Origin of the sequence: Vibrio sp. St2 (assembly GCF_947311885.1) — a bacterium.
GTDB lineage: Bacteria > Pseudomonadota > Gammaproteobacteria > Enterobacterales > Vibrionaceae > Vibrio > Vibrio coralliilyticus.
In genome coordinates, this window is record NZ_CAMZNA010000009.1 from 94,014 (window position 1) to 116,004 (window position 21,991).

Below are 21,991 nucleotides of genomic sequence, written 5' to 3' on the forward strand. Positions count from 1 at the left end.
ACTTTTTGTATATTCTTATTGAAAATTGACAGGAGGTGATATGACACTCGCCCAATTAATGCAGCAGTATGTTGATACCCATAATCTGAATGACCTCGAAGGGGTAAGAAAGACCGGCCTTGACGGAGTTTGGTTTTATCGCAGTAGCACTGGAAACACTCGCCAGCCTTTTATTTATCAGTCTGGTGTGATTGTGTTGGGGCAAGGAAACAAGATTATTCATATTGGCAGTGAGCCGGTAAAGTATGGGCCAAATGACTACTTAGTCGTTGGTGTGCCTATGCCTTTAGAGTGTGAGGCGTTCCCAACAAATGGCGAGCCACTTCTTGGGTTAACTGTCGATATTGACCCTCAGATGTTACATCGTCACGTTAATAAGCTTGAATCACTTGGATACGCTCCACACAAAGAGCAACCACATTACACCTGTGGTTTGCGTTCTGTCAGTATGGAAGATTCTATGCTGGATACCTGCAAACGAATCATGCGCGCGCTGTGTAATCCAATTGAGCTATCACTGTTAGGTGAATCTCTTAAAGAAGAGTTGGCCTATCGTGCCTTGACTAGTAGTGAAGGGCATGTGTTGTTTGATTTAGCCCACCATGAAGGTCAATATGCTCGCGTCGCCAAAGCTTTGGATAAAGTCCATAGAAGCTATAGCGAAACACTCTCTGTACAACACCTCGCTGAAGAGGCCAACATGAGTATGTCTGCCTTCCACAGCGCTTTTCGTCAGATCACACTTGAATCACCTATTCAGTACATTAAAAAGGTGCGTTTAAACAAAGCGAAAGAACTCATCCAGCTAGAAGGTAAGAAAGTGAATGATGCAGCAAGACTAGTTGGTTACAACAGTGTTTCTCAATTCTCGCGTGAGTACAAAAGACACTTTAATGAAACACCGACAGGATTAAAGCTGGTTGGTTGAAAACACAAAAGAGGAAAGGGACAGTTAAATAATTACTGTTTTTTTATCAAACCAGTAACAGCATAATTCATCGTGTAAACAAAACAACATACAAGTTTTTGATTTACATACCCCTATAGGAGATCTAGTCAGTCTCTTACATTAGCCCTCTTAAACTCGATGAGATTAAGAGGGCTATTTTTTAACGTAAGAAAATTGATAGTTCTCAGGAACAACGACAACACCTTTTTCCGAAACATGGAACCGTTTGGCGTCTTCAATTTTGTTAATTCCAATTTGAGTGTATGGTGGAACCTTAACGTGTTTATCAATAATACAGTTGACTAACTGGCTTCCTTCTCCAACTTCAACATCATCAAAAAGAATACTGTCGACCACAGTAGCGCTGTCGTTAATTCGAACATTGGGTGATACCACGGAGTGCTGAACAGACCCACCCGAATTAATTACGCCATTCGCAATGATTGAATTAATAAAAATCCCTTCATTTCCAGTTGCAGAAGAAACAGTGCGGGCAGGAGGGCATTGCGCTTCATAAGTTCTTACTGCCCAATCAGGCTGATAAAGGTTCATGGGCGGAACCGGCTCAAGCAAATCCATATTGGCTTCATAAAACGAATCTAGTGTTCCAACGTCTCGCCAGTAGCAATCTTTCGCTACTCGACCTTTATCATTGCAAAAATCGTAAGCGTATACCGACTTTGTCTTGATAAGTTTAGGAATAATGTCTTTACCAAAGTCATGACTTGAGTCTGGACATTCAGCATCGTCATCAAGTGCGGCTCTTAATACATCCATATCAAAGATGTAGATTCCCATGGATGCCAAGCTGCGATCAGGTTTGCCAGGAATCGATGGTGGGTCGAGAGGCTTTTCAACAAATGAAGTAATTAGGCCGTTGTCATCAGTATCCATGACACCAAATTGAGTGGCTTCATCACGGCTTACATCCATGCAAGCGATGGTGAGCTTGGCACTATTTTGCTTATGTTCTTCGAGCATTGAAGCGTAATCCATTCGATAGATGTGATCGCCAGACAAAACAACAACATACTTTGCATCACTGCGGGAAAGTAGCCATAAATTGTGGTAGATGGCATCGGCAGTACCTTCATACCATTTACCGCCTCCTCTCATTTGCGGCGGAACTACAGAAATGAACTCGCCAAGCTCCGGATTGAATATCGACCAACCATCACGTAAATGCTTTTGAAGTGAGTGGGATTTGTATTGGGTAAGAACGAGAATTTTTCTAAGGCCGGAGTGTAGGCAATTGGTGAGTGTAAAATCTATGATTCGATACTTGCCTCCAAATGGAACGGCTGGCTTTGCTCTATCGTCAGTCAAAGGGCTCAATCTCGAACCCATCCCACCTGCTAGGACTACCGCTAGTGTATCTTGCATGCCTTTCTCCCTGAAATAGTGCGTTTATGTGCTTTCAGAAAGACTACTTCAAGTTTCAAGCCAATATTCAACTTGTTGAGTTTTCGCGCTCTGCCAACGATTCGTATTAAAAAAATGCACCACCCATTGCACCAACAAAATGCATTGCACCAAAGTTAGGCAACAGTACCCATCTCTTCAGAGTCAAGAATGGATACACAATTTCGACCCAATGACTTAGATTCATACAATGCCACGTCAGCACGCTTGTAGGTATTTTCGACAGATCCATCCATATCAGTTACTCCAACACTGACCGTAATTTGCTCGTCGTGTTGAAGCGATACCGATGTGCGCAGGCGGTTTGTGACGATTTCCGCTTCTTGAATGCGAGTGTGGGGCATAATGATCGCAAACTCTTCGCCACCGATTCGTGCAATGAAGTCTGTTTCTCGAAGATGATCACTTAAGACTGTTCCGACAGATTTAATAATTTTATCGCCTTCATCGTGACCCAATTTATCATTTACACGCTTGAAGTGGTCGATGTCGACAATAGCAAAACAAGTAGGTTCAGCATGGCTATAGCGCTTACTTTTTGCACATTGCGCCGCCATTTCTTGATCAAACTTACGTCTATTCCATAAACCAGTCATAGAGTCTTTCTCACTCATCTCTCTCAGGCGATTTTCGAGTTCTTTACGGTGAGAGATGTCGACAAAAGAGGCAACATAAAACTGAATTACCCCATTGTTGTCGGTCACTGTCTGAATACGCAGTATCTCGGTAATATGAGAACCATCGCGACGCTTGTTAACGACTTCGCCTTCCCACAAGCCTTCTTTTTCTAAAATCTTCCACATATTAATGTAGAACTCTTGTTCATGTTTATTAGCAGCAAAGAAAGAAGGCTGCTTTCCTTTGACCTCTTCAAAGGTATAACCACTGACTCGAGTAAACTCTTCATTCGTCTTAATAATTCGGTTCTGACGATCGGTGATCAGCATAGCCGACATACCATTCATTGCAGCACGGGCAATTTGGCTTTCCATACTATTTTTGGTGTGATTGTAATTCCACGTAACAAAACTGAACGCGATGAGCAAAATGATCATGTACACAGAAGCGGCTTGAATTGAGAGTTCAGTCTTACGCTCAAGGTAAAGCTGAGCAGCGTCGTACTGAGAGACTTCAGCGACGAGGATAAAGTGCAGTGGTCTATCAAGGGTATTGAGTTCTGCTTTAACGTAAGATAACCATTTTCCTTGTTCAAATAGGGTCCCATGCTCATTGAATTGAAGTTGGCGCCACAATTTAGGGTAGAGTTTACTTAATTTAAACTCTGAGTTTTCTTTCGCAATGTGGCCCATTATGTTTGTCATGTTTTTAGCCATGACGTAATAGCCATCAGAATTGAAGACATCCGGTAAATCGTCATTCACTTTGTTATACGCTAAGCGTTGATACAAATAGTCAAAGTCAAGATTTGCAATAAAGTAGCCACGACGCTCTGAATGAATGTCGATGGGGACGATTACCCTTAAACTGGGTGTAAGCGGCTGGGCAATTTGATTATTTTCTCGCTCTAAATCAATACCAAAAGTTCCGACCGTATTTGCAGGTAGGTTTTGAGCGAACTTGAAATAATCTCGATGGAATTTGTTTTGCAGGAACTCTTCAGGAACAACCACACTCGCTCGTTGACCATGATTAATGCGTACCAGCTCTTGGCCATGGATATCCAAATAGCGAAGCTGAGCGAAGTAGCCTTGAGTACGGGCTACTAACAGCCAAAAGTCCTGTAATGCCCCGCGATTCATATCGTTTGGTTCCAATACTGCGCGATGGAAGATGCCATTATTCGAAAGGAATTTTACGGATTTAAGAATTTTAGAAGAGTGCGATTTTAATTCAGAGCGCGCATATTCTAGTTTTGTTTGTGTCAGGCGATCAACTTGTTGACGAGCATCTTCTTCGACCTTAGAAAGCTCGTTCGCAAAATAAAGTGTTGGCACGAAGGCTAGGGTGATGAATACAAGCATGAACTGCAGGAGAATGCGGGAATTTATCTTGAACATTTCGCCCCAATGACGCCACAAATTTACTTAATAATACTGTGAATAATTATATGAGCTTTTATTGATTTTACTGTGAGCAGTGTGGAATATCCCACGATATTGATTCAGATGCTGGGCAATATGATGCATTGATTAATGGTAAGTGTTTAAAAATTCGGGAATAAAAAAGCCCTACTCAATGAGTAGGGCTTGTGCCAAGTCGATGGGGGGAGACTGGCTTAAAGTTTAAGCGGCAGCTGTTTCTGCTTTACCTTGATTTGAACGATTCTTCAAAAATGCATAACCAAAGCCAGTGAGTGCAGTACCTGCCGCAATAGCAACTAGATACATCAGAACAGGAGTTATAGCGTTAGGAATAAGCAATACAAACAAACCACCATGAGGAGCCATCAGTTTTGCGCCAAACAACATTGAAAGGGCACCTGTTAATGCGCCACCTGCCATACAGGCTGGGATAACACGCATCGGATCTTTCGCTGCAAAAGGAATAGCGCCTTCAGAGATAAAGCAAAGCCCTAATACGAAGGAAGCTTTACCTGCTTCACGTTCACTCGGTTCAAACTTATCGCGCGCTAAGAATGTGGCCAGCCCCATACCTAAGGCAGGTACCATACCAGCCGCCATGATCGCTGCCATAGGAGCGTAAGTTTGAGATGCCAGCAAGCCAACACCAAACGTGTACGCGGCTTTGTTTATCGGACCACCAAGGTCAAAACACATCATTGCACCTAAGATAACGCCAAGTAGTACCGCGTTAGCAGAACCCATGTTATTCAAGAACTCTGTCATCGCAGCCATGATGCCAGAAACCGGACCACCAACGATGTAGATCATTACTAGGCCAGTGAACAAACTTGCAACAAAAGGAATGATCAGAATCGGCTTCAGTGCTTCCATCGATTGAGGAAGTTGGACTTTGTCGGCGATGAGTTTCGCTGAGTAACCAGCAATAAAACCTGCTGCGATCCCACCAAGGAAGCCGGCACCCGTTGAACTGGCAAGCATGCCACCAATTAAGCCTGGTGCAAGACCTGGGCGATCGGCAATTGAGAATGCAATAAAACCAGCAAGCACTGGAATCATCAGAGCAAAGGCAGAACCTCCACCAATGGTCATGAGCGCCGCGGCAAGCGTACCTTCTTCTTTAAATGCTTCAATACCAAATACGAATGAAAGCGCGATGATCAAACCGCCAGCAACAACGACAGGCAACATATGCGAAACACCGGTCATCAGATGCTTATAGACACCTTTTTTCTCTTCAACAGTCGCAGACTCGCCAGAACCTGTATGCTGGTAAGTAGTGGCTTCAGAGAAGGCTTTATTTAGCTCTTGCTCAGTCTTTTTAAGTGCTGGCCCCGTCTTAGTGCGGTACATAGGTTTGCCATTGAAGCGTTCAAGTGGCACTTCAATATCCGCAGCGATGATAACCAGATCAGCGTCAGAAATGTCAGCCTCAGTCAGTTGGTTTTTTGCACCTACTGAGCCGCGAGTTTCGACTTTGATTTGGTGGCCCTGACGTTTAGCTTCATCTTCTAGTGCTTCGGCAGCCATGAAGGTGTGAGCCACGCCTGTAGGGCAGGCAGTAATAGCGACAATCTTCTTAGCGGAAACGTTTGTAGACGATGCTACAGACTGAACACTTTCAACATTTAACTCGGTTGCATTGCTAACCGCGTGTTGAAGAAAATCCGCCGGGTTTTCGGTGACTTCATTGATAGAGGCTTGATACACCTTTTTACCAACAAAACGCGACGTGTCGACAGGAGTATTGGTTGCAATGACCACTACATCTGCTTTAGCAATATCTTCCGCGGATAGTGTGTAACCAGCTAATACGCTGGAATGGCATTCTATTTTGGCGCTGAACTTGAGTTGATTAGCGGCTTTTTCTAAAAGCCCGGCAGCGATGATGCTGTTTGCAACCCCGCTAGGGCAAGCTGTAATAATCGCAATATTCATAATCTCGACCTTTGTCCTTAAGCTTTCTGATCAGAGAGCAGGTTGATTTTGATTTGTTCTTGTAGGGTATGTACTTGTTTAATATCTGGGACGCCAACGCCGACTTGGCTAACAGCCAAGGCTGACAGTGCGGTAGCGAAAGACAAGAGTTCAGTTTTCGTCATCGATTTCATGTGGCCCCAGCACAAACCTGCAACCAGCGTATCGCCCGCACCCACGGTACTGACTACGTCCATTCTAGGCGGCTGAGCTTGAATCCATTGATTCTGGTTTAACCACATTACGCCTTCAGCGCCCATGGAAACGACCACGTTTTCTATTCCACGCTGGCTTAGGTTTTCAGCAACTTCCTGACACTCATAGGCAGAAGTTAATGTTTTTCCAGCATAGTCAGACAGTTCTTCATCATTAGGCTTAATCAACCAAGGGGCGGATTCGATACCAGCTTTTAGTGCCTCTCGGCTTGAATCAAACAAGACTTTTTTGCCTTTTTGCTCAAGGAAGGAAACCCATGAAGCGCAACGCTGAGGAGTAACACCTTTTGGCAAACTCCCAGCCAGCACAAAGTAGTTGTGGTTCTCAGCAAGTTCTTCTAGTTTGTCTTCAAATTGACTCAGTGCCGCTTCGTCGATGCTGATACCTGGAAAATTGATGTCACTTACGCTGCCATTCTCTTCGACAAGTTTGACGTTGATACGTGTAGCACCACTGACCCGAATGAACTGGTCATCAGCGCCCATCTCTTCAAACAGCTGAGAGAACATTTCCTGATTGTCTTTGCCAAGAAAGCCAGTCACTGTAACTTCTGCACCTAAATCGGATAGCACTCTAGCAACGTTTACACCTTTGCCTGCGGCGTGGAGTGAACTCTGATTAACTAAGCTAACGGAACCCTGCTTAAGAGTTGATAAACTGCCTGTAAGGTCAAGGGCCGGATTCAGCGTGATGGTAACGACTTTGTTCGTCATAATGATTCCTTAGCTCTCACCCAGACCAGCTTCGATGGCTGCACCAATAGACGCAAGAGCTTGCTGTGCATCCGCGCCATCCGCAGTAAACTGAAGTTGATGACCCTTTTTGACACCTAAAGCGATCACCTTCATCAAGCTCTTAGCGTTAACCGTAGAGCCATCACCATCAAGGTTGGCAACTTTGATGGTCGATTCGAATTTTTTGGCTTCAGCGACAAGCATTGCACCAGGTCTTGCATGCAAGCCATGGGCATTTCGAATAACAAAGACAGCGCTGTTATCGCTCCCTTCACTGGAAGGGAGCTCGGTTTCATTGGACTTAAATAAGTTGAGCAATTGATCTGTCGTCGCGTCGGTGAGTACGTTTTGTTTACCTTCGAAAACAATTTGGCTAAGAGTATCCAACTGGGATTTATGACTATCGTTACACGCAGCAAACGCGATCAGTGCTTTGACTTCTTTGCCTTCATACTCACAATGGTTGGCTGTTGAAACAAAAGCCATTCCAGTGCGCGTAACGGCTTTATCTGAACTTGCAAGCCAAACTCCACGGCCAAGATGGGTTGGGGCAGTAGTGACTAGGCTGGCCACAAATTCGCTACTTGCACAACCAGTATTTTTGAGCAATCCACCCGCAACTGCAGACATCTGAACCATATCGCTGGCAGGGAAGTTGAGTTGAATGAGAGACGGATCAAAATCGATCTCCAATTGCGTTTCTCCATTCAGAAGCGAAATAATTTCATCTTCAGTTTTTGCGTGTTTAAGCTTGGCTTCAATGCCATCTGCAGATAGCACTTTTGTGAGTTGCTTCAATATCCCCAAGTGCTCATCAGACTTGGCGGCGATGCCTATAGCCACATAAGCAGTATTGCCGTCACCCCACTCAACGCCTTCAGGAAAGTGTGCGATAGATACACCCGTTGTTTTAACCAATTCGCGGGTATCGGTAGTGCCGTGAGGAATAGCAATACCGTTACCTAAGAAAGTAGAATTCTGATTTTCTCGGTTCAGCATGCCTTCGACGTAGCCATTCTCAACTAAACCTTTACGCGTCAGGGCTTCAGCAAGAAATGCGATTGCACTTTTCTTATCAGAGAAAGATTGCTGCAGCGAAATATCTTTTGTTGTTAGCTTGAGCATAAGCGCCTCAATTTGTTTATTTGTCCAATTCAGTAGCAGTTAATGCATGGCTGAATCGTTTCAGCAAATTATTAAAAAAATTCAGCAAACCAAAAACAATAGATTTTCATTTGCTGTGTTATTCAAAATTCGAATCGTTATCAAATTTTCAATTTTGCTGAATCCTTTCAGCTTTTATGCTGAATCGTTTCAGTTTATAATGCAAATATTGTCAGGATCATCATTAAGGATTTTTGATCCAATGCACAGAATATGTAGGTTCATATGACACTAGATGAAATAGCCAAACTGGCTGGAGTATCCAAAACGACCGCCAGTTATGTCATCAACGGCAAGGCTCAAAAGTACAGAATCAGTGAGAAAACACAGAAGAAGGTAATGGCAGTTGTGGATGAACACAATTACCGTCCTGACCTTGCTGCAAGTACCTTGAGAGCAGGGCAGAGTCGTTCGTTTGGATTAATTATTCCTGACTTAGAAAACACCAGTTATGCTAGGTTAGCCAAACTGCTAGAACAGAACTCCCGCGCAGCCGGATACCAAATATTGATTGCATGCTCGGATGATGAGCCCTCAACAGAAAAAAGCGTTGTTCAAGCTTTAGTAAGCCGCAAAGTTGATGCGCTTTTTGTTGCGAGTGCCATTCCTGAAGCCAGTGACTTTTATCGAGATTTACAAGAGAAAGGCACACCCGTTATCGCAATTGACCGTCCGTTGGATGATGAACACTTTTCTTGTGTCATCAGTGAAGATTTTGGCGCGGCATTTGAACTTACGTCCTCAATAATTAGTGACGGCGTAACTAAAGTAGGTCTAATCGGTGCTTTGCCTGAACTAAACATTTCCCGGGAGCGTGAGCTTGGCTTTCGTTCAGTTGCTCAGAAAGGTGACTTAGAAACGGTAGTGGGTTATGGCGAACACTTCAATAGAGAAGATGGCCGCAAAGTGTTGGAAGGCTGGATCGCTGAAGGAAATCTTCCTCAAGCAATCATTACGACATCATACACCTTGTTAGAAGGTGTACTTGACGTTTTATTGGATAAGCCTGAAGTAATGGATCAAGTCAAGTTATCCACCTTTGGTGACAATCGCCTGCTGGACTTCTTACCAGTCAAAATCAACTCATTACCTCAACAATTTGAGCTAATAGCCGATAGCGCTCTTGCACTGGCATTAAATGCAACAGCTAAGCGTTATCAACCAGGTGTTGAGCTTGTGCCTAGAAAGATTATTGTGAGGCAATAAAAAAGCCCGGCGAGTAGCCGGGCTTTTGGAATTAAAAGTCGTGGTTAGTATTGGAAGCGTACTGACATGGTAATCTGAGGCCCATATAGGCCATTGTTACGTGTTTCAGCAGATAGTGACAGTTGCTCCGTTGAGTGGAAGCGTACGCCTGCATGGAACACAGAGCTGTCATCATTGCGGCCAATTCTACCTGTTGCCTCAATCTGATCGGCAAGCCACATGCGGAAACCAATGTTTACTTCTGCCACAGTATCTGTTTCACCGCCTGCTTCTTCAGTAAATTTCGTCTGATGTACAAGTAATTGACCATAAACGTCAGCAAACTGACTAATTGGTCCATTAAAGCCGATACCACCTGCCAAATCGTAGTCGTTGTCGAACTGCGTGTCTGCTCTCAGAATAAAGTGAGAGTTATCAGTGAAGAGTGTGCTGAATTCAACGCCGCTCATTTCAGGGTTCACCGCTGTACGCACTTCAAAGAAATTATAATTAAAGTTGTTCGCATTTGCCGCGCCAGCGAAACCAGCACAAATTAGCGCACTGGTTAGGATGATCTTTTTCAAGGGTAGTACTCCGACTAGCATCAAGTTTTTGACTATAAAAAAGGCTTGCAATAAGCAAGCCAAATATTAACGCAGTGGGAGTTAAATTACTTTGTCTTTAAAGTAGTTGAATACGATCAACTTCAATTTCTGGAGTATTTCCGCCTTCAAACTCACCGAAGATACGCAGGTTTGTTGTTGCATCTATGGCTTGGTTCAGGTGGATGTCATCGTCAATTTCGATTTGAATTTCGCTCTTACCATCAGAAAACACAAAGGTGTCTCCTTTAATTTGGCGTACGATGTTGCCATCTATAACAACATTCTTCTCAGTAAACATGTTGCTCTCAGCAATTAGGGAATCGACTGTTGTCAGGTCAACGGGGCCATTAAACTGGATGCCTGACGCCGATTGGCCTTCTTTTGCGAATACTAGAGTAGGTGAAAGTACTAGAGCAGCAGCGGTAGCCAAAATAACTTTTTTCATGATGTTTCCTTTTTAGACAGGTTTCGTTGTTGATGGTGCTATTAAGCCATAGCTATTTTGAATAACCTCTGAGGAGAGTATTCATATTCGATTCATTTATTGAGTCAACAAACCTAAAGAGGCTATGATTAGACAATACTCAGTAAAAAGACTCGAAAAATTAATAGATTATGCAACCAGCATTACAAGCATTGATGGTTCAGGGCACGACATCCGATGCCGGAAAAAGTGTATTAGTGGCAGCTTTATGCCGTGTATTGGCCAGAAAAGGAGTCAGAGTTGCACCTTTCAAGCCCCAAAATATGGCGCTCAACAGTGCGGTCACATCAGATGGCGGTGAAATTGGTCGTGCTCAAGCAGTACAAGCCAGTGCCGCGAATGTTGAAACTTCAGTACATATGAATCCAGTCCTACTTAAACCCAATTCGGATACTGGAGCTCAGGTAATCCTGCAAGGCAAAGCTCTCACTAACATGGAAGCGGTGGGATATCAAAACTACAAGCAAATTACTTTACCTACCGTGCTTGAGTCTTTTTCAATACTCCAAGAGCAATTTGAATCCGTCATGATTGAGGGAGCTGGTAGTCCAGCGGAAATTAACTTACGTGAAAATGACATTGCCAATATGGGGTTTGCTGAAGAGGCAGATGTTCCTGTCATCATCATTGCTGATATTGACCGAGGGGGTGTTTTTGCGCATTTAGTTGGCACCCTAGAGTTACTTTCGCCATCAGAACAAAACCGGGTGGTCGGTTTCGTTATTAATCGATTCCGCGGTGACATATCGTTGCTTCAATCAGGGTTAGATTGGCTTGAAGAAAAAACAGGTAAGCCAGTACTTGGCGTTTTACCTTATCTTCATGGCTTTGACCTCGAAGCAGAAGACGCAATCAATAACGAACAAAATACCAGTGAATCAGCCAAGCTAAACGTCGTCGTCCCCGTGCTCACCCGCATCAGCAATCACACCGATTTTGATGTGCTAAGGCAAAATCCGGACATTCACTTTCGCTATGTAGGTAAAGGTGAAAAGCTTGATAAAGCAGATTTGATTATCCTACCGGGCACTAAATCCGTAAGAGCCGATCTCGAATATTTACGTAGCCAAGGTTGGGATAAAGATATCGCACGACATTTAAGATTAGGTGGAAAGGTGATGGGAATTTGTGGCGGATACCAAATGTTAGGACGTCATATTAGCGATCCTTTGGGCGTAGAAAGCGTTGCTGGTGAATCACAAGGTCTCGACTATTTACCTGTTTCCACCGAGTTAACCAAAGAAAAAGCACTGACAAACGTATCCGGAGTGTTGCAGTTGAACAATCAAACTGCACCAGTGAAAGGGTATGAGATTCATGTTGGCAGAACCTTAGGGGATGGCACTTCTCCAGTTTCCTTAGAATCCGGCTCATCAGATGGTGCAATCAGTGACTGTAATCAAATCTTTGGGACTTATTTACATGGTATTTTGGATAACCCACAAGCGTTAGCACTGATTTGTCAGTGGGCGGGGGCGGAAAGCATTGCTCCTATCGACCATCAACAGAATCAAGAAAATGCAATCAACCGAATAGCCGATGCTGTCGAACAACACATGAAGCTAGACTTAATCTGGCCGGAACTTTATACCTGATATTGATGAAATTTTTTACCCAGCGATTCTTTTGCACCTTTTTGACTTTCATTTTCTCTGCGACAGTTCATGCCTCAGTGAACGTTTATGCTGCGTCGTCCATGACTAATGTGATTAAAGCGTTAGCTGAGAAATACCAAGCGGAAACGGGCGTAAAAGTTACGCCCGTTTTCGCAGGTTCTTCTTCTCTTGCACGGCAAATATTGAGCGGGGCACCTGCTGATCTCTATATATCAGCCAATACTAAATGGAGTGATTATCTAGTTCAGCAAGGAATAATTGAAGGTGACGCCGTCACAAATATTGCTCATAATCAGTTGGTTGTGATCTCACCTATCGGCCGTCCTGAGCCGTTAGAACTAGAAAACCCAGAACAATGGTCCAAACGCTTGTCAGGTCAGAGACTTGCGATTGGGCAAACCAATGCAGTGCCTGCGGGAATGTATGCCAAAGAAGCGCTTGAATCGCTCGGGCTATGGAGTGACTTAAAAGGGCAACTTGCCCCCGTCAACAATGTTAGAGTCGCCCTTACTTTAGTTGAACGTCGCGAAACGCCACTTGGGATTGTTTATAAGACGGACGCGTTAGTGAGTGATAAAGTAAAAGTCATTGGTACGTTTCCAGCTTCGAGCCACACTGCTATTACTTACCCGATGGCAAAACTGAACGACAAACAAACCACCAAGGACTTTGCTGCCTTTCTCCAAAGTGATCAAGCTCAGGCAGTATTTAAACAAAACGGATTTAACTAGGATTACCTTCATTGCTTTCTGATTACGAATATCAAGCGCTAATGCTCAGCCTGAAAGTTGCGTTTTATACTATTTGCTGGCTGATTCCTATCGGGATTGGATTTGGTTGGCTGTTGGCTAAAAAGCAGTTTATCGGCAAAAGCTGGCTCGACAGCTTAATTCATCTTCCTTTAGTGCTTCCTCCTGTTGTTATAGGTTATTTACTCCTCATTTCAATGGGACGCCAAGGTTTTATTGGCCAATGGTTGTATGAATATTTCGGGTTGGTCTTCTCTTTTAGCTGGAAAGGGGCTGTACTTGCGTGCGTGATCGTTGCTCTACCTTTGATGGTTCGCTCAATTCGCCTCAGCTTAGAGAATGTGGATCCTAAACTTGAGCAAGCAGCCGCGACCCTTGGTGCCTCTCCGCTTAAAATATTCTTTACTATCACATTACCGCTGACAATTCCCGGAATCATCACAGGGACGATGCTTTCATTCGCACGTAGCCTCGGGGAGTTCGGAGCAACAATCAGCTTTGTGTCGAATATTCCGGGTGAAACGCAGACAATCCCCTTGGCGATGTTTACTTTTATTGAAACTCCCGGAGCAGAGCTCGAAACGATGCGTTTATGCATTATCTCCATTGTCATTGCCTTAGCCTCATTACTTGGCTCAGAAGTCCTGACTCGTCATTGTGCTAAAAGACTGGGGACACAGCGATGAGTGATATTCGAATTCAGTTTAAACAAACATTAGGCGAGCAGAAGTTTGACATCGATGTTTCAGTGCCAGAAAAAGGCATTACCGCAATTTTTGGTCGTTCCGGAGCAGGTAAAACTTCACTTATAGACGTGATTGCAGGCTTGAGAACACCTGATCAAGGTGAGATTACTGTCTCAGGAAAAACTCTTTATAGCTCGCAATCAAAAATAAACGTTTCTGCCCATAAACGCCGGGTAGGTTACGTTTTTCAGGAATCGAGGTTATTCCCACACTATCGGGTCAAAGGCAATCTTTTGTATGGTGTGCGTGAATTGGATCAACAGCATTTTGACAATGTAATCAAATTATTGGCGTTAGAACCTCTTCTTAAACGATACCCGATACAGCTATCCGGAGGAGAGAAACAACGCGTAGCAATCGGCCGAGCACTACTTTCTAAACCAGAAATACTTTTGATGGATGAGCCACTAGCATCGCTTGATATTCCGCGTAAGCGCGAAGTATTGCCATTTTTAGAGCAGATTGCCAGTGAGATTGAAATTCCTATCATTTATGTTTCGCATAGCCTCAATGAGGTCGTACGCTTGGCAAACCACATTGTTGTTATCGATGATGGTAAAATGGTAACTTCAGGTAACCTAGAAGATGTTTGGTCATCTAGAGCTATGAGGCCATGGCAATCCTTCTCGGACCAAAGTTCATTGTTTGAAGGCACTGTTGTTCACCACAACACAAACTATGCTCTGTCTAAAGTGAAACTGGCGGATAATGTGTGTATTTGGGTGCAGCGTTTAGAAATTGCGCCAGAAGCAAAAGTGAGACTACAGGTGAGAGCGAGTGATGTGTCGATCGCCTTGGATAAGCCTAAAAAGAGTTCAATTCGGAATATTCTCAAAGCGAAGATTGCTCAAATTCAAAGCCATTCTCAAGGCACAAATCGACAGAGCGTATCGGTTAAATTAGAACTCAGTGAAAACTGCTATTTATGGGCGACGATCACCGCTTGGGCTAAGGACGAGCTAGAACTCCAAGAAGGGATGGAAGTCTTTGCCCAGATCAAAGGGGTAAGTGTGACACAAAGAGATGTGGTATTGAGCCATTAAAAAGCGCCGCGTAATGCGGCGTTTTTCTTGTTAATTGACTTATTTTACAAATACGTCAGTAAAGTCACGCTTTAGCATAGGGTCACGACGTGCTTTCTTAATCTGCTTAACCATATCTTTCACACAGTTGTGAAGAACTTGATCTAGTAGCTGTGCGCGGTATTCTTCTTTCTGCTCATCAGTCATATCTTCAGGTAGTTTAAGCGTAGGAAACTCTTCCATTACATTAATACCTGCAAACGCCTGACTTACAGAGATAAGAGCGTGGAACTGCTCAAAGTTATCTAGAACATTTTGAGCACTCTTTGGCAGCTCATTCCAAGCTTCTCGAACGGCTTCCTCTGACACTTCATGAATAGAAGTTACCATGAAGTGCATTGCTTCAGGAACGCCATCAAATTCAATCACTTGACGAAGTTCTGCTGAAACAGTCGAAAGGTCGACTTTAGGTTGTTCTGTTTGATTAGCGTCAGACATTAGTTTTATCTCATAAATTGTACGTGTTTAACGGCGCTATCCTAAAAAATCCTCATTAAATGTCAACCATAGTGGAGGAATTGTCTCCCTTAGAGTATTCTTTTCTATAACCAGCTGATTTTTAGGCCAGTTTACATACAAAAAGGTAGAACAAGTGGAACTATCTGGATCTTCGATGAAAATTCTTCTAGTCGATGACGTGCAAATGGAGCGCATGCAGTTGGCTATTCGTCTAAAGCAGCTAGGACATACCGTCGAAATGGCAGCTTCCGGTGAACAAGCTCTAGAAATGTATCCCTCATTTGAGCCTGAACTTATCTTACTCGATATTTCCATGCCTGAAATGGATGGCTTTGAAGTATCTCAACGAATCCGTGCTAACTACAAAGAATGGATTCCAATCATTTTCCTTAGTAGCCACGATGAACCTGCCATGATAGCTCATGCAATTGAAGCAGGTGGTGACGATTACCTTACTAAACCGGTAGATAAGCTTGTTCTTTCCTCTAAGCTCATTGCTATGCAACGAATTGCCTTTATGCGTCGTGAGCTCAACCAAAAAACAGCCGAGTTGGCAAAAGCTAACAAAGAGTTAGAAAAACTCGCGAGTGAAGATGGACTTACAAAAGTCAAAAATCGCCGCTACATTGATGAAAAACTAAAAGAGATGATAGCGGTTCACGGTCGTCATGGTTTGCCTTTAAGTTTAATACTACTCGATGTCGACCACTTTAAGCTATACAACGACAACTATGGTCACATAGAAGGGGATAAATGCCTTGTTGAAATTGCCCAGTCCCTCACATCACTGTTTTCTCGAAGTGGAGAAATAGTAGGTCGTTATGGTGGCGAAGAGTTTGTCGTAGTGCTGGGGCACACCGATGCTGAACATGCAAAGAAGCACGCAATGCGAGTTCAATCAACACTAGAAGCTCTCGCTATCAAACATGAGTATAGCTCCACAGCAGAATATGTGACAGTGTCACAGGGCGTGTGTGGTTTTAACCCTACTGGAAAAGAGACACCCGACGAAATGTACTCGAAAGCTGACGAGGGGCTCTATCGCTCTAAAAGTGAAGGCCGGAATCGCTTTACGTACATAGATTGACCATCTGTTATAGACTATAAAAAAGGTTCAGCTTATAGGCTGAACCTTTTTTATTTTTACCAGAAGTCAGGCCGATTCAATACGGTTACGCCCAGCACGCTTTGCTTTATATAAAGCGGCGTCAGCGCACTTCATGACCTCAGAAACACTATCAGCATTCTCATGGTCAGCCACACCAATACTAATCGTTACATTTACATGATCGTGTGAGTTAGATTTACGACGTTTTTTAGCGCCAGATTTATCGTCCTTTGGTCGAGACTTCTCATTGCGAACCACCATTTCATATTCTTCAATCGAAGAACGCAAGAGCTCAAGGTGATCTAGGGCCTCATCGACGTCTTTGTTCTTAAACAACACCGTAAACTCTTCGCCGCCGTAACGGTAGACTTTAGCTCGGCCACCGACTCTCTGCATTTTACTGGCGACAAGCTTCAGAACATCGTCACCAGTTTCATGTCCGTAAGTGTCATTAAATGATTTGAAGTGATCAATGTCGAGCATTGCTATTGTGTAACGTTTTCCTAAATGACGCAGATCTGACTCTAACGCGAGTCGCCCTGGTATATCTGTCAGCCGATCTTTAAATGCGAGCTCATAACTTGCCGAAAGCATATAAATCAGTAACAAGAACCCAGAGAGGGTAAACATGGTGCTGGAAACATACTGAACGTGGAAAAACGTAAACGTCACGGAAGAGAGTGTGATCGCAGAGTACACGACTACATCAATAATACGATTAACCCGAAGAACAACAATCGCACTCAACAAGATTGCACCAACCGAATACAAAACGAGAATTAACGGCAGTCGCGAAACGCTGGGCTCAGAGTAAAGAAATGTCTCGTCGAAATTTTGGAATCCGCCTTCATAAAAGTAGGCAAGAATAAGGTAACACCAAATAGCGATAAGTGACAATGTCACAATATAGACAATGAACGCCCGGCTTAAAACACCTCTTTCCTTGTATGGATAGACTAATGCACAAGCAATAGGGACTACAAATGCAAGCAGAGAAAGCTCAAGAAGGGTTGAGCCAGTAGAGAGCGAGCTTTGCAGATATTCTTGTATGTACCAATAAACAACAAGCATGGTCAGCGCAACCATAGCAATACGACATTGTTTAAACGCGTGACCTAAGCCAATGACACACAAGAATAAAAAATAAGGGAGATTAGAAGTAATACCTAAGTTTGCTTGCGTTAGATTGATGACATTGTTCATACCAAAGCCGATCATTGCTAACAGCAGCACCGGAAACGTCAAACGAAACCAATTTGTTGTCACCAAAGAAAACGACATCTATCTAGCCTAGCCTTATTAATTAACTTCTTAATATACAAGTCTTAGAATACTTTGATTTGATGATTTTCCAAGCTTTTTACTAAACTAATGAATGAAAAGTGAGTGTTAGTATGAACAATGGTCAAAAAGTGATGAGAAAGCATCCTTAAATCGATTTTGTGTTTTATAGTTAACTGATACTCATAAGAAAAGTCTGAATCTTAAAGGAGTTAAGATTTATGCAAATTAGTGTTGATGTTCACAACTACATGGAGACCCTTGTAGGTCAGGTGTTAGCTGACAGTCAGTACACTGATAGGTTTGATCATGAACAGCTCGCAGATTTAGCCTGCTTAGCACTAAGTCAGCTCAGACCTGTTTATATCCGCCACGATATCGACTTTCTGTCTGCGTTATCCGAAGATCGCTTGGTTGTCCTTAAAAGATATTCAGAGACAGCTGTCGAAGCGGCACTGACAATGATAGTTGACGATAGAAGAAGAAATCGTAAAGATGAAGTTCCTATCATGTTCAGCAAACCACGATTCGATGACGATACAGAACTCGAATGGTTTGAAAAACCTCTGGTTATGAATAAACAAAATACCTAAAGGAGTACTAGGTGGGACTATTTTCTCGTTTGTTTGGTGGCGGTAGTAAAGAGCAAGCTAAAATCGAAGTTGAACCGGTGGAATATAAGGGTTTTCTTATCTATCAAGAGGCCCAGCCGGAAGGTGGGCAATATCGCATTGCTGGCCGGATAACAAAAGAATTAGAAGGGCAAACTCAAGAACATAGGTTTATCCGTTCAGATGTACTGGCATCCGAGTCCGATGCTAATGAATTCATGCTAAAAAAAGCACAAATGTTCATCGATCAGATGGGTGATAATATTTTTAGTTAGTCTTTTCCTAGTTGACGAGCGTCATAAATTTAAGAGCCATTAGTCGTTATGCTGATGGCTCTTTTATTTTGTGTATTGCATCTATTTGTTTGATTTGATGACAATTAATGGTAACTGGTACGACCTCTCATTTTAAAATGAAAGCGTTGTTTCATTACCTCGTAATACTCGAAGTGCTTCATTACCAACGGTTATATGTAATGATATTTTGTATTTTTGTTACAAAGTGCTTGAAGTTAATGAAACCGTTAGATAAAAACAATTAATCATTGTTGCCAGTAGTCAAGGAATAGCTATGCAAATTGGTGTGCCAAAAGAAATACTCGCGGGTGAAACGCGAGTGGCTGCCTCGCCCAAGTCGGTAGAGCAGCTGTTAAAGTTAGGATTCGATGTAAATGTCGAATCTAGTGCAGGGGAACTTGCAAGTTTTGATGATTCTTCTTTTCAATCATCAGGTGCAAGCATTGTTACCAAGGAAGAGGTGTGGCAGTCAGACCTCATTCTTAAAGTCAACGCACCAAGTGACGATGAAATCGCTCTAATTAAAGAAGGAGCAACACTAGTTAGCTTCATCTGGCCAGCTCAAAACTCAGAGTTAATGGAAAAGCTATCCAGTAAGAACATCAATGTTATGGCGATGGACTCTGTTCCACGCATCTCACGTGCGCAAGCTCTCGATGCTCTTTCTTCAATGGCAAATATCGCAGGTTATCGCGCTGTTGTAGAAGCGGCTCACGAGTTTGGTCGCTTCTTTACGGGTCAGATAACAGCTGCGGGTAAGGTTCCACCAGCGAAAGTTTTGGTTGCGGGCGCAGGTGTTGCAGGCCTTGCAGCCATCGGGGCTGCTGGTAGCTTAGGCGCGATAGTTCGAGCATTTGACGTTCGACCTGAGGTTAAAGAGCAAGTCCAATCTATGGGTGCCGAGTTCCTTGAAGTCGATTTCAAAGAAGACTCTGGCGCTGGTGATGGCTACGCGAAAGAAATGTCTGATGAGTTCAACAAGAAAGCGGAAGAGCTTTACGCAGAACAGGCCAAAGACGTTGATATCATCATTACGACTGCACTCATCCCTGGTCGTCCAGCTCCTAAGCTGATCACCAAAGAGATGGTGGATAGCATGAAAGCGGGTAGTGTAGTTGTCGATCTTGCTGCTGCCAATGGCGGTAACTGCGAATACACTCAAGCAGACAAAGTCATTACAACTGCGAATGGCGTTAAGATCGTCGGTTACACCGATATGGTTGGTCGCCTTCCAACTCAATCTTCACAGCTTTACGCAACCAACTTAGTCAACTTGTTGAAACTGCTATGTAAAGAAAAAGATGGCAACATTGACATCGATTTCGAAGATGTCGTATTACGTGGCGTGACCGTTATTAAAGAAGGTGAAGTCACTTGGCCTGCACCACCAATTAAAGTATCGGCTCAGCCTGAGCAAAAACCAGCAGAACCAGTAAAAGCAGAAGAAAAAGTCGAAGAACCCGTTTCTCCGGTTAAGAAACTGGCTGCTCTAGCGGTTGGTGTTGGTGCATTTGCATGGATAGCATCCGTTGCTCCAGCAGCATTTCTTTCTCACTTTACCGTCTTCGTTCTAGCATGTGTTGTAGGCTACTACGTAGTCTGGAACGTCACCCATGCGCTGCACACTCCTCTTATGTCTGTAACTAATGCAATCTCAGGCATTATCGTGGTAGGTGCGCTGCTACAGATTGGGCAGGGCAATGGTGTGGTTTCCTTCCTGGCGTTTATCGCTGTTTTAATTGCAAGCATAAATATATTTGGTGGCTTTACTGTTACCAAACGCATGCTTGAAATGTTCCGTAAAGATTAAGGAGTAACGAGAATGTCTGCAGGATTAGTACAAGCAGCTTATATTGTTGCTGCATTATTCTTTATTTTAAGCTTGGCTGGTTTATCTAAGCAGGAATCTGCCAAGTCTGGTAATTATTACGGCATCGCCGGTATGACGATCGCTTTGATCGCAACGATCTTTGGCCCTGAATCTCAAGGTTTTGTTTGGATCGTTATCGCAATGGCGATTGGTGGCACTATTGGTATCCACTACGCGAAGAAAGTGGAAATGACCGAAATGCCTGAATTGGTCGCTATTCTTCACAGTTTTGTGGGTATGGCAGCCGTGCTTGTTGGTTACAACAGCTATCTAGATGCACCAGAAGCGGCAACCCACGCTGAGCATGTAATTCACCTCGTTGAAGTCTTCCTCGGCGTATTCATCGGTGCCGTTACCTTTACAGGTTCTGTTGTAGCATTTGGTAAGCTACGCGGTATCGTTTCTTCGTCACCCTTGAATCTTCCTCACAAACACAAGCTAAATCTAGCAGCCGTTGTTGTTTCAACATTGCTAATGCTACATTTCGTCAATGCTGACGGCAGCATGTTTGCGCTTATTGTGATGACATTGATTGCATTTGCATTTGGCTACCACCTAGTGGCATCAATTGGTGGTGCGGATATGCCAGTCGTCGTATCAATGCTTAACTCTTACTCAGGTTGGGCAGCCGCAGCAGCTGGTTTCATGCTCGCAAACGATCTACTCATCGTTACAGGTGCTTTGGTTGGTTCTTCCGGTGCGATCCTTTCGTACATCATGTGTAAAGCGATGAACCGTTCCTTTATTAGTGTTATCGCAGGCGGCTTCGGTCAGGAAATTTCAGTCTCGAGCGATGTGGATCACGGTGAACACCGCGAATCAACGGCAGATGAAGTCGCTGACATGCTGAAAAACTCTAAGTCAGTCATAATCACACCAGGATACGGAATGGCTGTGGCTCAAGCGCAGTACCCAGTGCACGAAATCACTGAGAAGTTAAGAGCGAAAGGCGTTGAAGTACGATTCGGTATTCACCCTGTCGCGGGTCGATTACCAGGGCACATGAACGTGCTTTTGGCAGAGGCAAAAGTGCCTTACGATATCGTTCTAGAAATGGATGAGATCAACGAGGACTTTGAAGAAACCGACACAGTTCTGGTCATCGGTGCGAACGATACTGTTAACCCTGCAGCGCAAGAAGATCCGAACAGCCCAATTGCGGGTATGCCCGTACTGGAAGTTTGGAATGCGAAGAACGTAGTGGTATTTAAACGTTCAATGAACACGGGTTACGCAGGTGTTCAAAACCCATTATTCTTCAAAGACAATACACAGATGCTATTTGGCGATGCGAAAGAGAGTGTAGACGCTATTTCGAAAGCCCTGTAACATGATTTAACTAAGTAAGAAGCCAGCAATTGCTGGCTTCTTTTGTTTTCTGAGTAGCATTATTGA

20 protein-coding genes are annotated in these 21,991 nt (G+C 43.6%); 11 read left to right on the forward strand and 9 right to left on the reverse strand.

The features are described from left to right. Positions 1-40: 40 nt before the first annotated feature. Entirely contained in the window at positions 41-928 is an 888-nt protein-coding gene (locus tag QMA41_RS20720; RefSeq protein WP_281630509.1) for an AraC family transcriptional regulator, read from the forward strand. Positions 929-1,102: 174 nt separating this feature from the next. On the opposite strand, the gene glgC is transcribed toward QMA41_RS20720, so the two are convergent. The 5 genes from glgC to fruB all read right to left on the reverse strand — a co-directional run bounded on the left by glgC (position 1,103) and on the right by fruB (position 8,465). Further along, positions 1,103-2,332 carry a glucose-1-phosphate adenylyltransferase gene (gene glgC / locus QMA41_RS20725; protein WP_281630510.1) on the reverse strand — a complete coding sequence of 410 codons (1,230 nt, stop codon included), beginning with the start codon at positions 2,330-2,332 and terminating at the stop codon, positions 1,103-1,105. 155 nt (positions 2,333-2,487) lie between these two features. Beyond that, complete coding sequence (locus QMA41_RS20730; protein ID WP_281630511.1) at positions 2,488-4,389, reverse strand: diguanylate cyclase; 1,902 nt, start codon at positions 4,387-4,389, stop codon at positions 2,488-2,490. Between the two features lie 225 nt (positions 4,390-4,614). Then, on the reverse strand, positions 4,615-6,351 hold the full coding sequence (gene fruA / locus QMA41_RS20735) for a PTS fructose transporter subunit IIBC (RefSeq protein ID WP_281630512.1): 1,737 nt from the start codon (positions 6,349-6,351) through the stop codon (positions 4,615-4,617). Between the two features lie 17 nt (positions 6,352-6,368). Continuing rightward, entirely contained in the window at positions 6,369-7,319 is a 951-nt protein-coding gene (gene pfkB, locus QMA41_RS20740; protein WP_065741836.1) for a 1-phosphofructokinase, read from the reverse strand. A 9-nt stretch (positions 7,320-7,328) separates the two neighbouring features. Then, positions 7,329-8,465 (reverse strand): fused PTS fructose transporter subunit IIA/HPr protein, encoded by a 1,137-nt coding sequence (gene fruB / locus QMA41_RS20745; RefSeq protein WP_281630513.1) that lies wholly within the window; start codon positions 8,463-8,465, stop codon positions 7,329-7,331. Between the two features lie 264 nt (positions 8,466-8,729). Between fruB and cra the strand changes: the two genes are divergently transcribed. Further along, positions 8,730-9,710, forward strand: a complete 981-nt coding sequence (gene cra / locus QMA41_RS20750; RefSeq protein ID WP_040121611.1) for a catabolite repressor/activator — start codon at positions 8,730-8,732, stop codon at positions 9,708-9,710. Positions 9,711-9,754: 44 nt separating this feature from the next. On the opposite strand, the gene QMA41_RS20755 is transcribed toward cra, so the two are convergent. Continuing rightward, a complete protein-coding gene (locus QMA41_RS20755; RefSeq protein ID WP_006960975.1) occupies positions 9,755-10,273 on the reverse strand; it encodes a hypothetical protein in 519 nt (172 codons plus the stop codon). Positions 10,274-10,370: 97 nt separating this feature from the next. After that, positions 10,371-10,739, reverse strand: coding sequence for a NirD/YgiW/YdeI family stress tolerance protein (locus tag QMA41_RS20760; protein ID WP_006960977.1), 369 nt, complete (start codon positions 10,737-10,739; stop codon positions 10,371-10,373). A gap of 170 nt (positions 10,740-10,909) precedes the next feature. Here QMA41_RS20760 and QMA41_RS20765 point away from each other — a divergent pair, with 170 nt between their 5' ends. Genes QMA41_RS20765 through modC form a run of 4 tightly spaced genes read left to right on the forward strand, consistent with a single transcriptional unit; the run spans position 10,910 to position 14,932 of the window. Next, positions 10,910-12,373 carry a cobyric acid synthase gene (locus QMA41_RS20765; protein ID WP_281630514.1) on the forward strand — a complete coding sequence of 488 codons (1,464 nt, stop codon included), beginning with the start codon at positions 10,910-10,912 and terminating at the stop codon, positions 12,371-12,373. A gap of 5 nt (positions 12,374-12,378) precedes the next feature. Continuing rightward, positions 12,379-13,125 (forward strand): molybdate ABC transporter substrate-binding protein, encoded by a 747-nt coding sequence (gene modA, locus QMA41_RS20770; RefSeq protein WP_281630515.1) that lies wholly within the window; start codon positions 12,379-12,381, stop codon positions 13,123-13,125. An 11-nt stretch (positions 13,126-13,136) separates the two neighbouring features. Beyond that, a complete protein-coding gene (modB, locus tag QMA41_RS20775; RefSeq protein ID WP_021455476.1) occupies positions 13,137-13,829 on the forward strand; it encodes a molybdate ABC transporter permease subunit in 693 nt (230 codons plus the stop codon). Further along, complete coding sequence (modC, locus tag QMA41_RS20780; RefSeq protein WP_281630516.1) at positions 13,826-14,932, forward strand: molybdenum ABC transporter ATP-binding protein ModC; 1,107 nt, start codon at positions 13,826-13,828, stop codon at positions 14,930-14,932. Before modB ends, modC begins: the two co-directional genes overlap by 4 nt. A 39-nt stretch (positions 14,933-14,971) precedes the next feature. On the opposite strand, the gene QMA41_RS20785 is transcribed toward modC, so the two are convergent. Further along, positions 14,972-15,409: a DUF3069 domain-containing protein gene (locus tag QMA41_RS20785; RefSeq protein ID WP_281630517.1), complete on the reverse strand. Its 438-nt coding sequence runs from the start codon at positions 15,407-15,409 to the stop codon at positions 14,972-14,974. Positions 15,410-15,584: 175 nt separating this feature from the next. Here QMA41_RS20785 and QMA41_RS20790 point away from each other — a divergent pair, with 175 nt between their 5' ends. Continuing rightward, a complete protein-coding gene (locus QMA41_RS20790; RefSeq protein WP_006960988.1) occupies positions 15,585-16,517 on the forward strand; it encodes a diguanylate cyclase in 933 nt (310 codons plus the stop codon). Positions 16,518-16,583: 66 nt separating this feature from the next. Here the strand turns inward: QMA41_RS20790 and QMA41_RS20795 are convergent, their stop codons facing one another. After that, positions 16,584-17,819 carry a GGDEF domain-containing protein gene (locus QMA41_RS20795; RefSeq protein WP_038164617.1) on the reverse strand — a complete coding sequence of 412 codons (1,236 nt, stop codon included), beginning with the start codon at positions 17,817-17,819 and terminating at the stop codon, positions 16,584-16,586. Positions 17,820-18,040: 221 nt separating this feature from the next. On the opposite strand from QMA41_RS20795, the gene QMA41_RS20800 reads away from it, so the two are divergent. The 4 genes from QMA41_RS20800 (at position 18,041) to pntB (ending at position 21,925) form a co-directional block, all read left to right on the forward strand. Next, on the forward strand, positions 18,041-18,412 hold the full coding sequence (locus tag QMA41_RS20800; RefSeq protein WP_281630518.1) for a late competence development ComFB family protein: 372 nt from the start codon (positions 18,041-18,043) through the stop codon (positions 18,410-18,412). A gap of 11 nt (positions 18,413-18,423) precedes the next feature. Further along, entirely contained in the window at positions 18,424-18,705 is a 282-nt protein-coding gene (locus QMA41_RS20805) for an HlyU family transcriptional regulator (protein WP_006960992.1), read from the forward strand. Between the two features lie 295 nt (positions 18,706-19,000). Next, positions 19,001-20,536, forward strand: a complete 1,536-nt coding sequence (gene pntA, locus QMA41_RS20810; protein ID WP_281630519.1) for a Re/Si-specific NAD(P)(+) transhydrogenase subunit alpha — start codon at positions 19,001-19,003, stop codon at positions 20,534-20,536. Positions 20,537-20,548: 12 nt separating this feature from the next. Beyond that, positions 20,549-21,925, forward strand: coding sequence for a Re/Si-specific NAD(P)(+) transhydrogenase subunit beta (gene pntB / locus QMA41_RS20815; protein WP_281630520.1), 1,377 nt, complete (start codon positions 20,549-20,551; stop codon positions 21,923-21,925). Positions 21,926-21,991: the final 66 nt, after the last annotated feature.

Coding starts and splice junctions, on each gene's coding strand:
- QMA41_RS20720 (WP_281630509.1), top strand. CDS start 41: ATGACACTCGCCCAATTAATGCAGCAGTATGTTGATACCCATAATCTG.
- glgC (WP_281630510.1), bottom strand. CDS start 2,332: ATGCAAGATACACTAGCGGTAGTCCTAGCAGGTGGGATGGGTTCGAGA.
- QMA41_RS20730 (WP_281630511.1), bottom strand. CDS start 4,389: ATGTTCAAGATAAATTCCCGCATTCTCCTGCAGTTCATGCTTGTATTC.
- fruA (WP_281630512.1), bottom strand. CDS start 6,351: ATGAATATTGCGATTATTACAGCTTGCCCTAGCGGGGTTGCAAACAGC.
- pfkB (WP_065741836.1), bottom strand. CDS start 7,319: ATGACGAACAAAGTCGTTACCATCACGCTGAATCCGGCCCTTGACCTT.
- fruB (WP_281630513.1), bottom strand. CDS start 8,465: ATGCTCAAGCTAACAACAAAAGATATTTCGCTGCAGCAATCTTTCTCT.
- cra (WP_040121611.1), top strand. CDS start 8,730: ATGACACTAGATGAAATAGCCAAACTGGCTGGAGTATCCAAAACGACC.
- QMA41_RS20760 (WP_006960977.1), bottom strand. CDS start 10,739: ATGAAAAAAGTTATTTTGGCTACCGCTGCTGCTCTAGTACTTTCACCT.
- QMA41_RS20765 (WP_281630514.1), top strand. CDS start 10,910: ATGCAACCAGCATTACAAGCATTGATGGTTCAGGGCACGACATCCGAT.
- modA (WP_281630515.1), top strand. CDS start 12,379: ATGAAATTTTTTACCCAGCGATTCTTTTGCACCTTTTTGACTTTCATT.
- modC (WP_281630516.1), top strand. CDS start 13,826: ATGAGTGATATTCGAATTCAGTTTAAACAAACATTAGGCGAGCAGAAG.
- QMA41_RS20785 (WP_281630517.1), bottom strand. CDS start 15,409: ATGTCTGACGCTAATCAAACAGAACAACCTAAAGTCGACCTTTCGACT.
- QMA41_RS20790 (WP_006960988.1), top strand. CDS start 15,585: ATGAAAATTCTTCTAGTCGATGACGTGCAAATGGAGCGCATGCAGTTG.
- QMA41_RS20795 (WP_038164617.1), bottom strand. CDS start 17,819: ATGTCGTTTTCTTTGGTGACAACAAATTGGTTTCGTTTGACGTTTCCG.
- QMA41_RS20800 (WP_281630518.1), top strand. CDS start 18,041: ATGCAAATTAGTGTTGATGTTCACAACTACATGGAGACCCTTGTAGGT.
- pntA (WP_281630519.1), top strand. CDS start 19,001: ATGCAAATTGGTGTGCCAAAAGAAATACTCGCGGGTGAAACGCGAGTG.
- pntB (WP_281630520.1), top strand. CDS start 20,549: ATGTCTGCAGGATTAGTACAAGCAGCTTATATTGTTGCTGCATTATTC.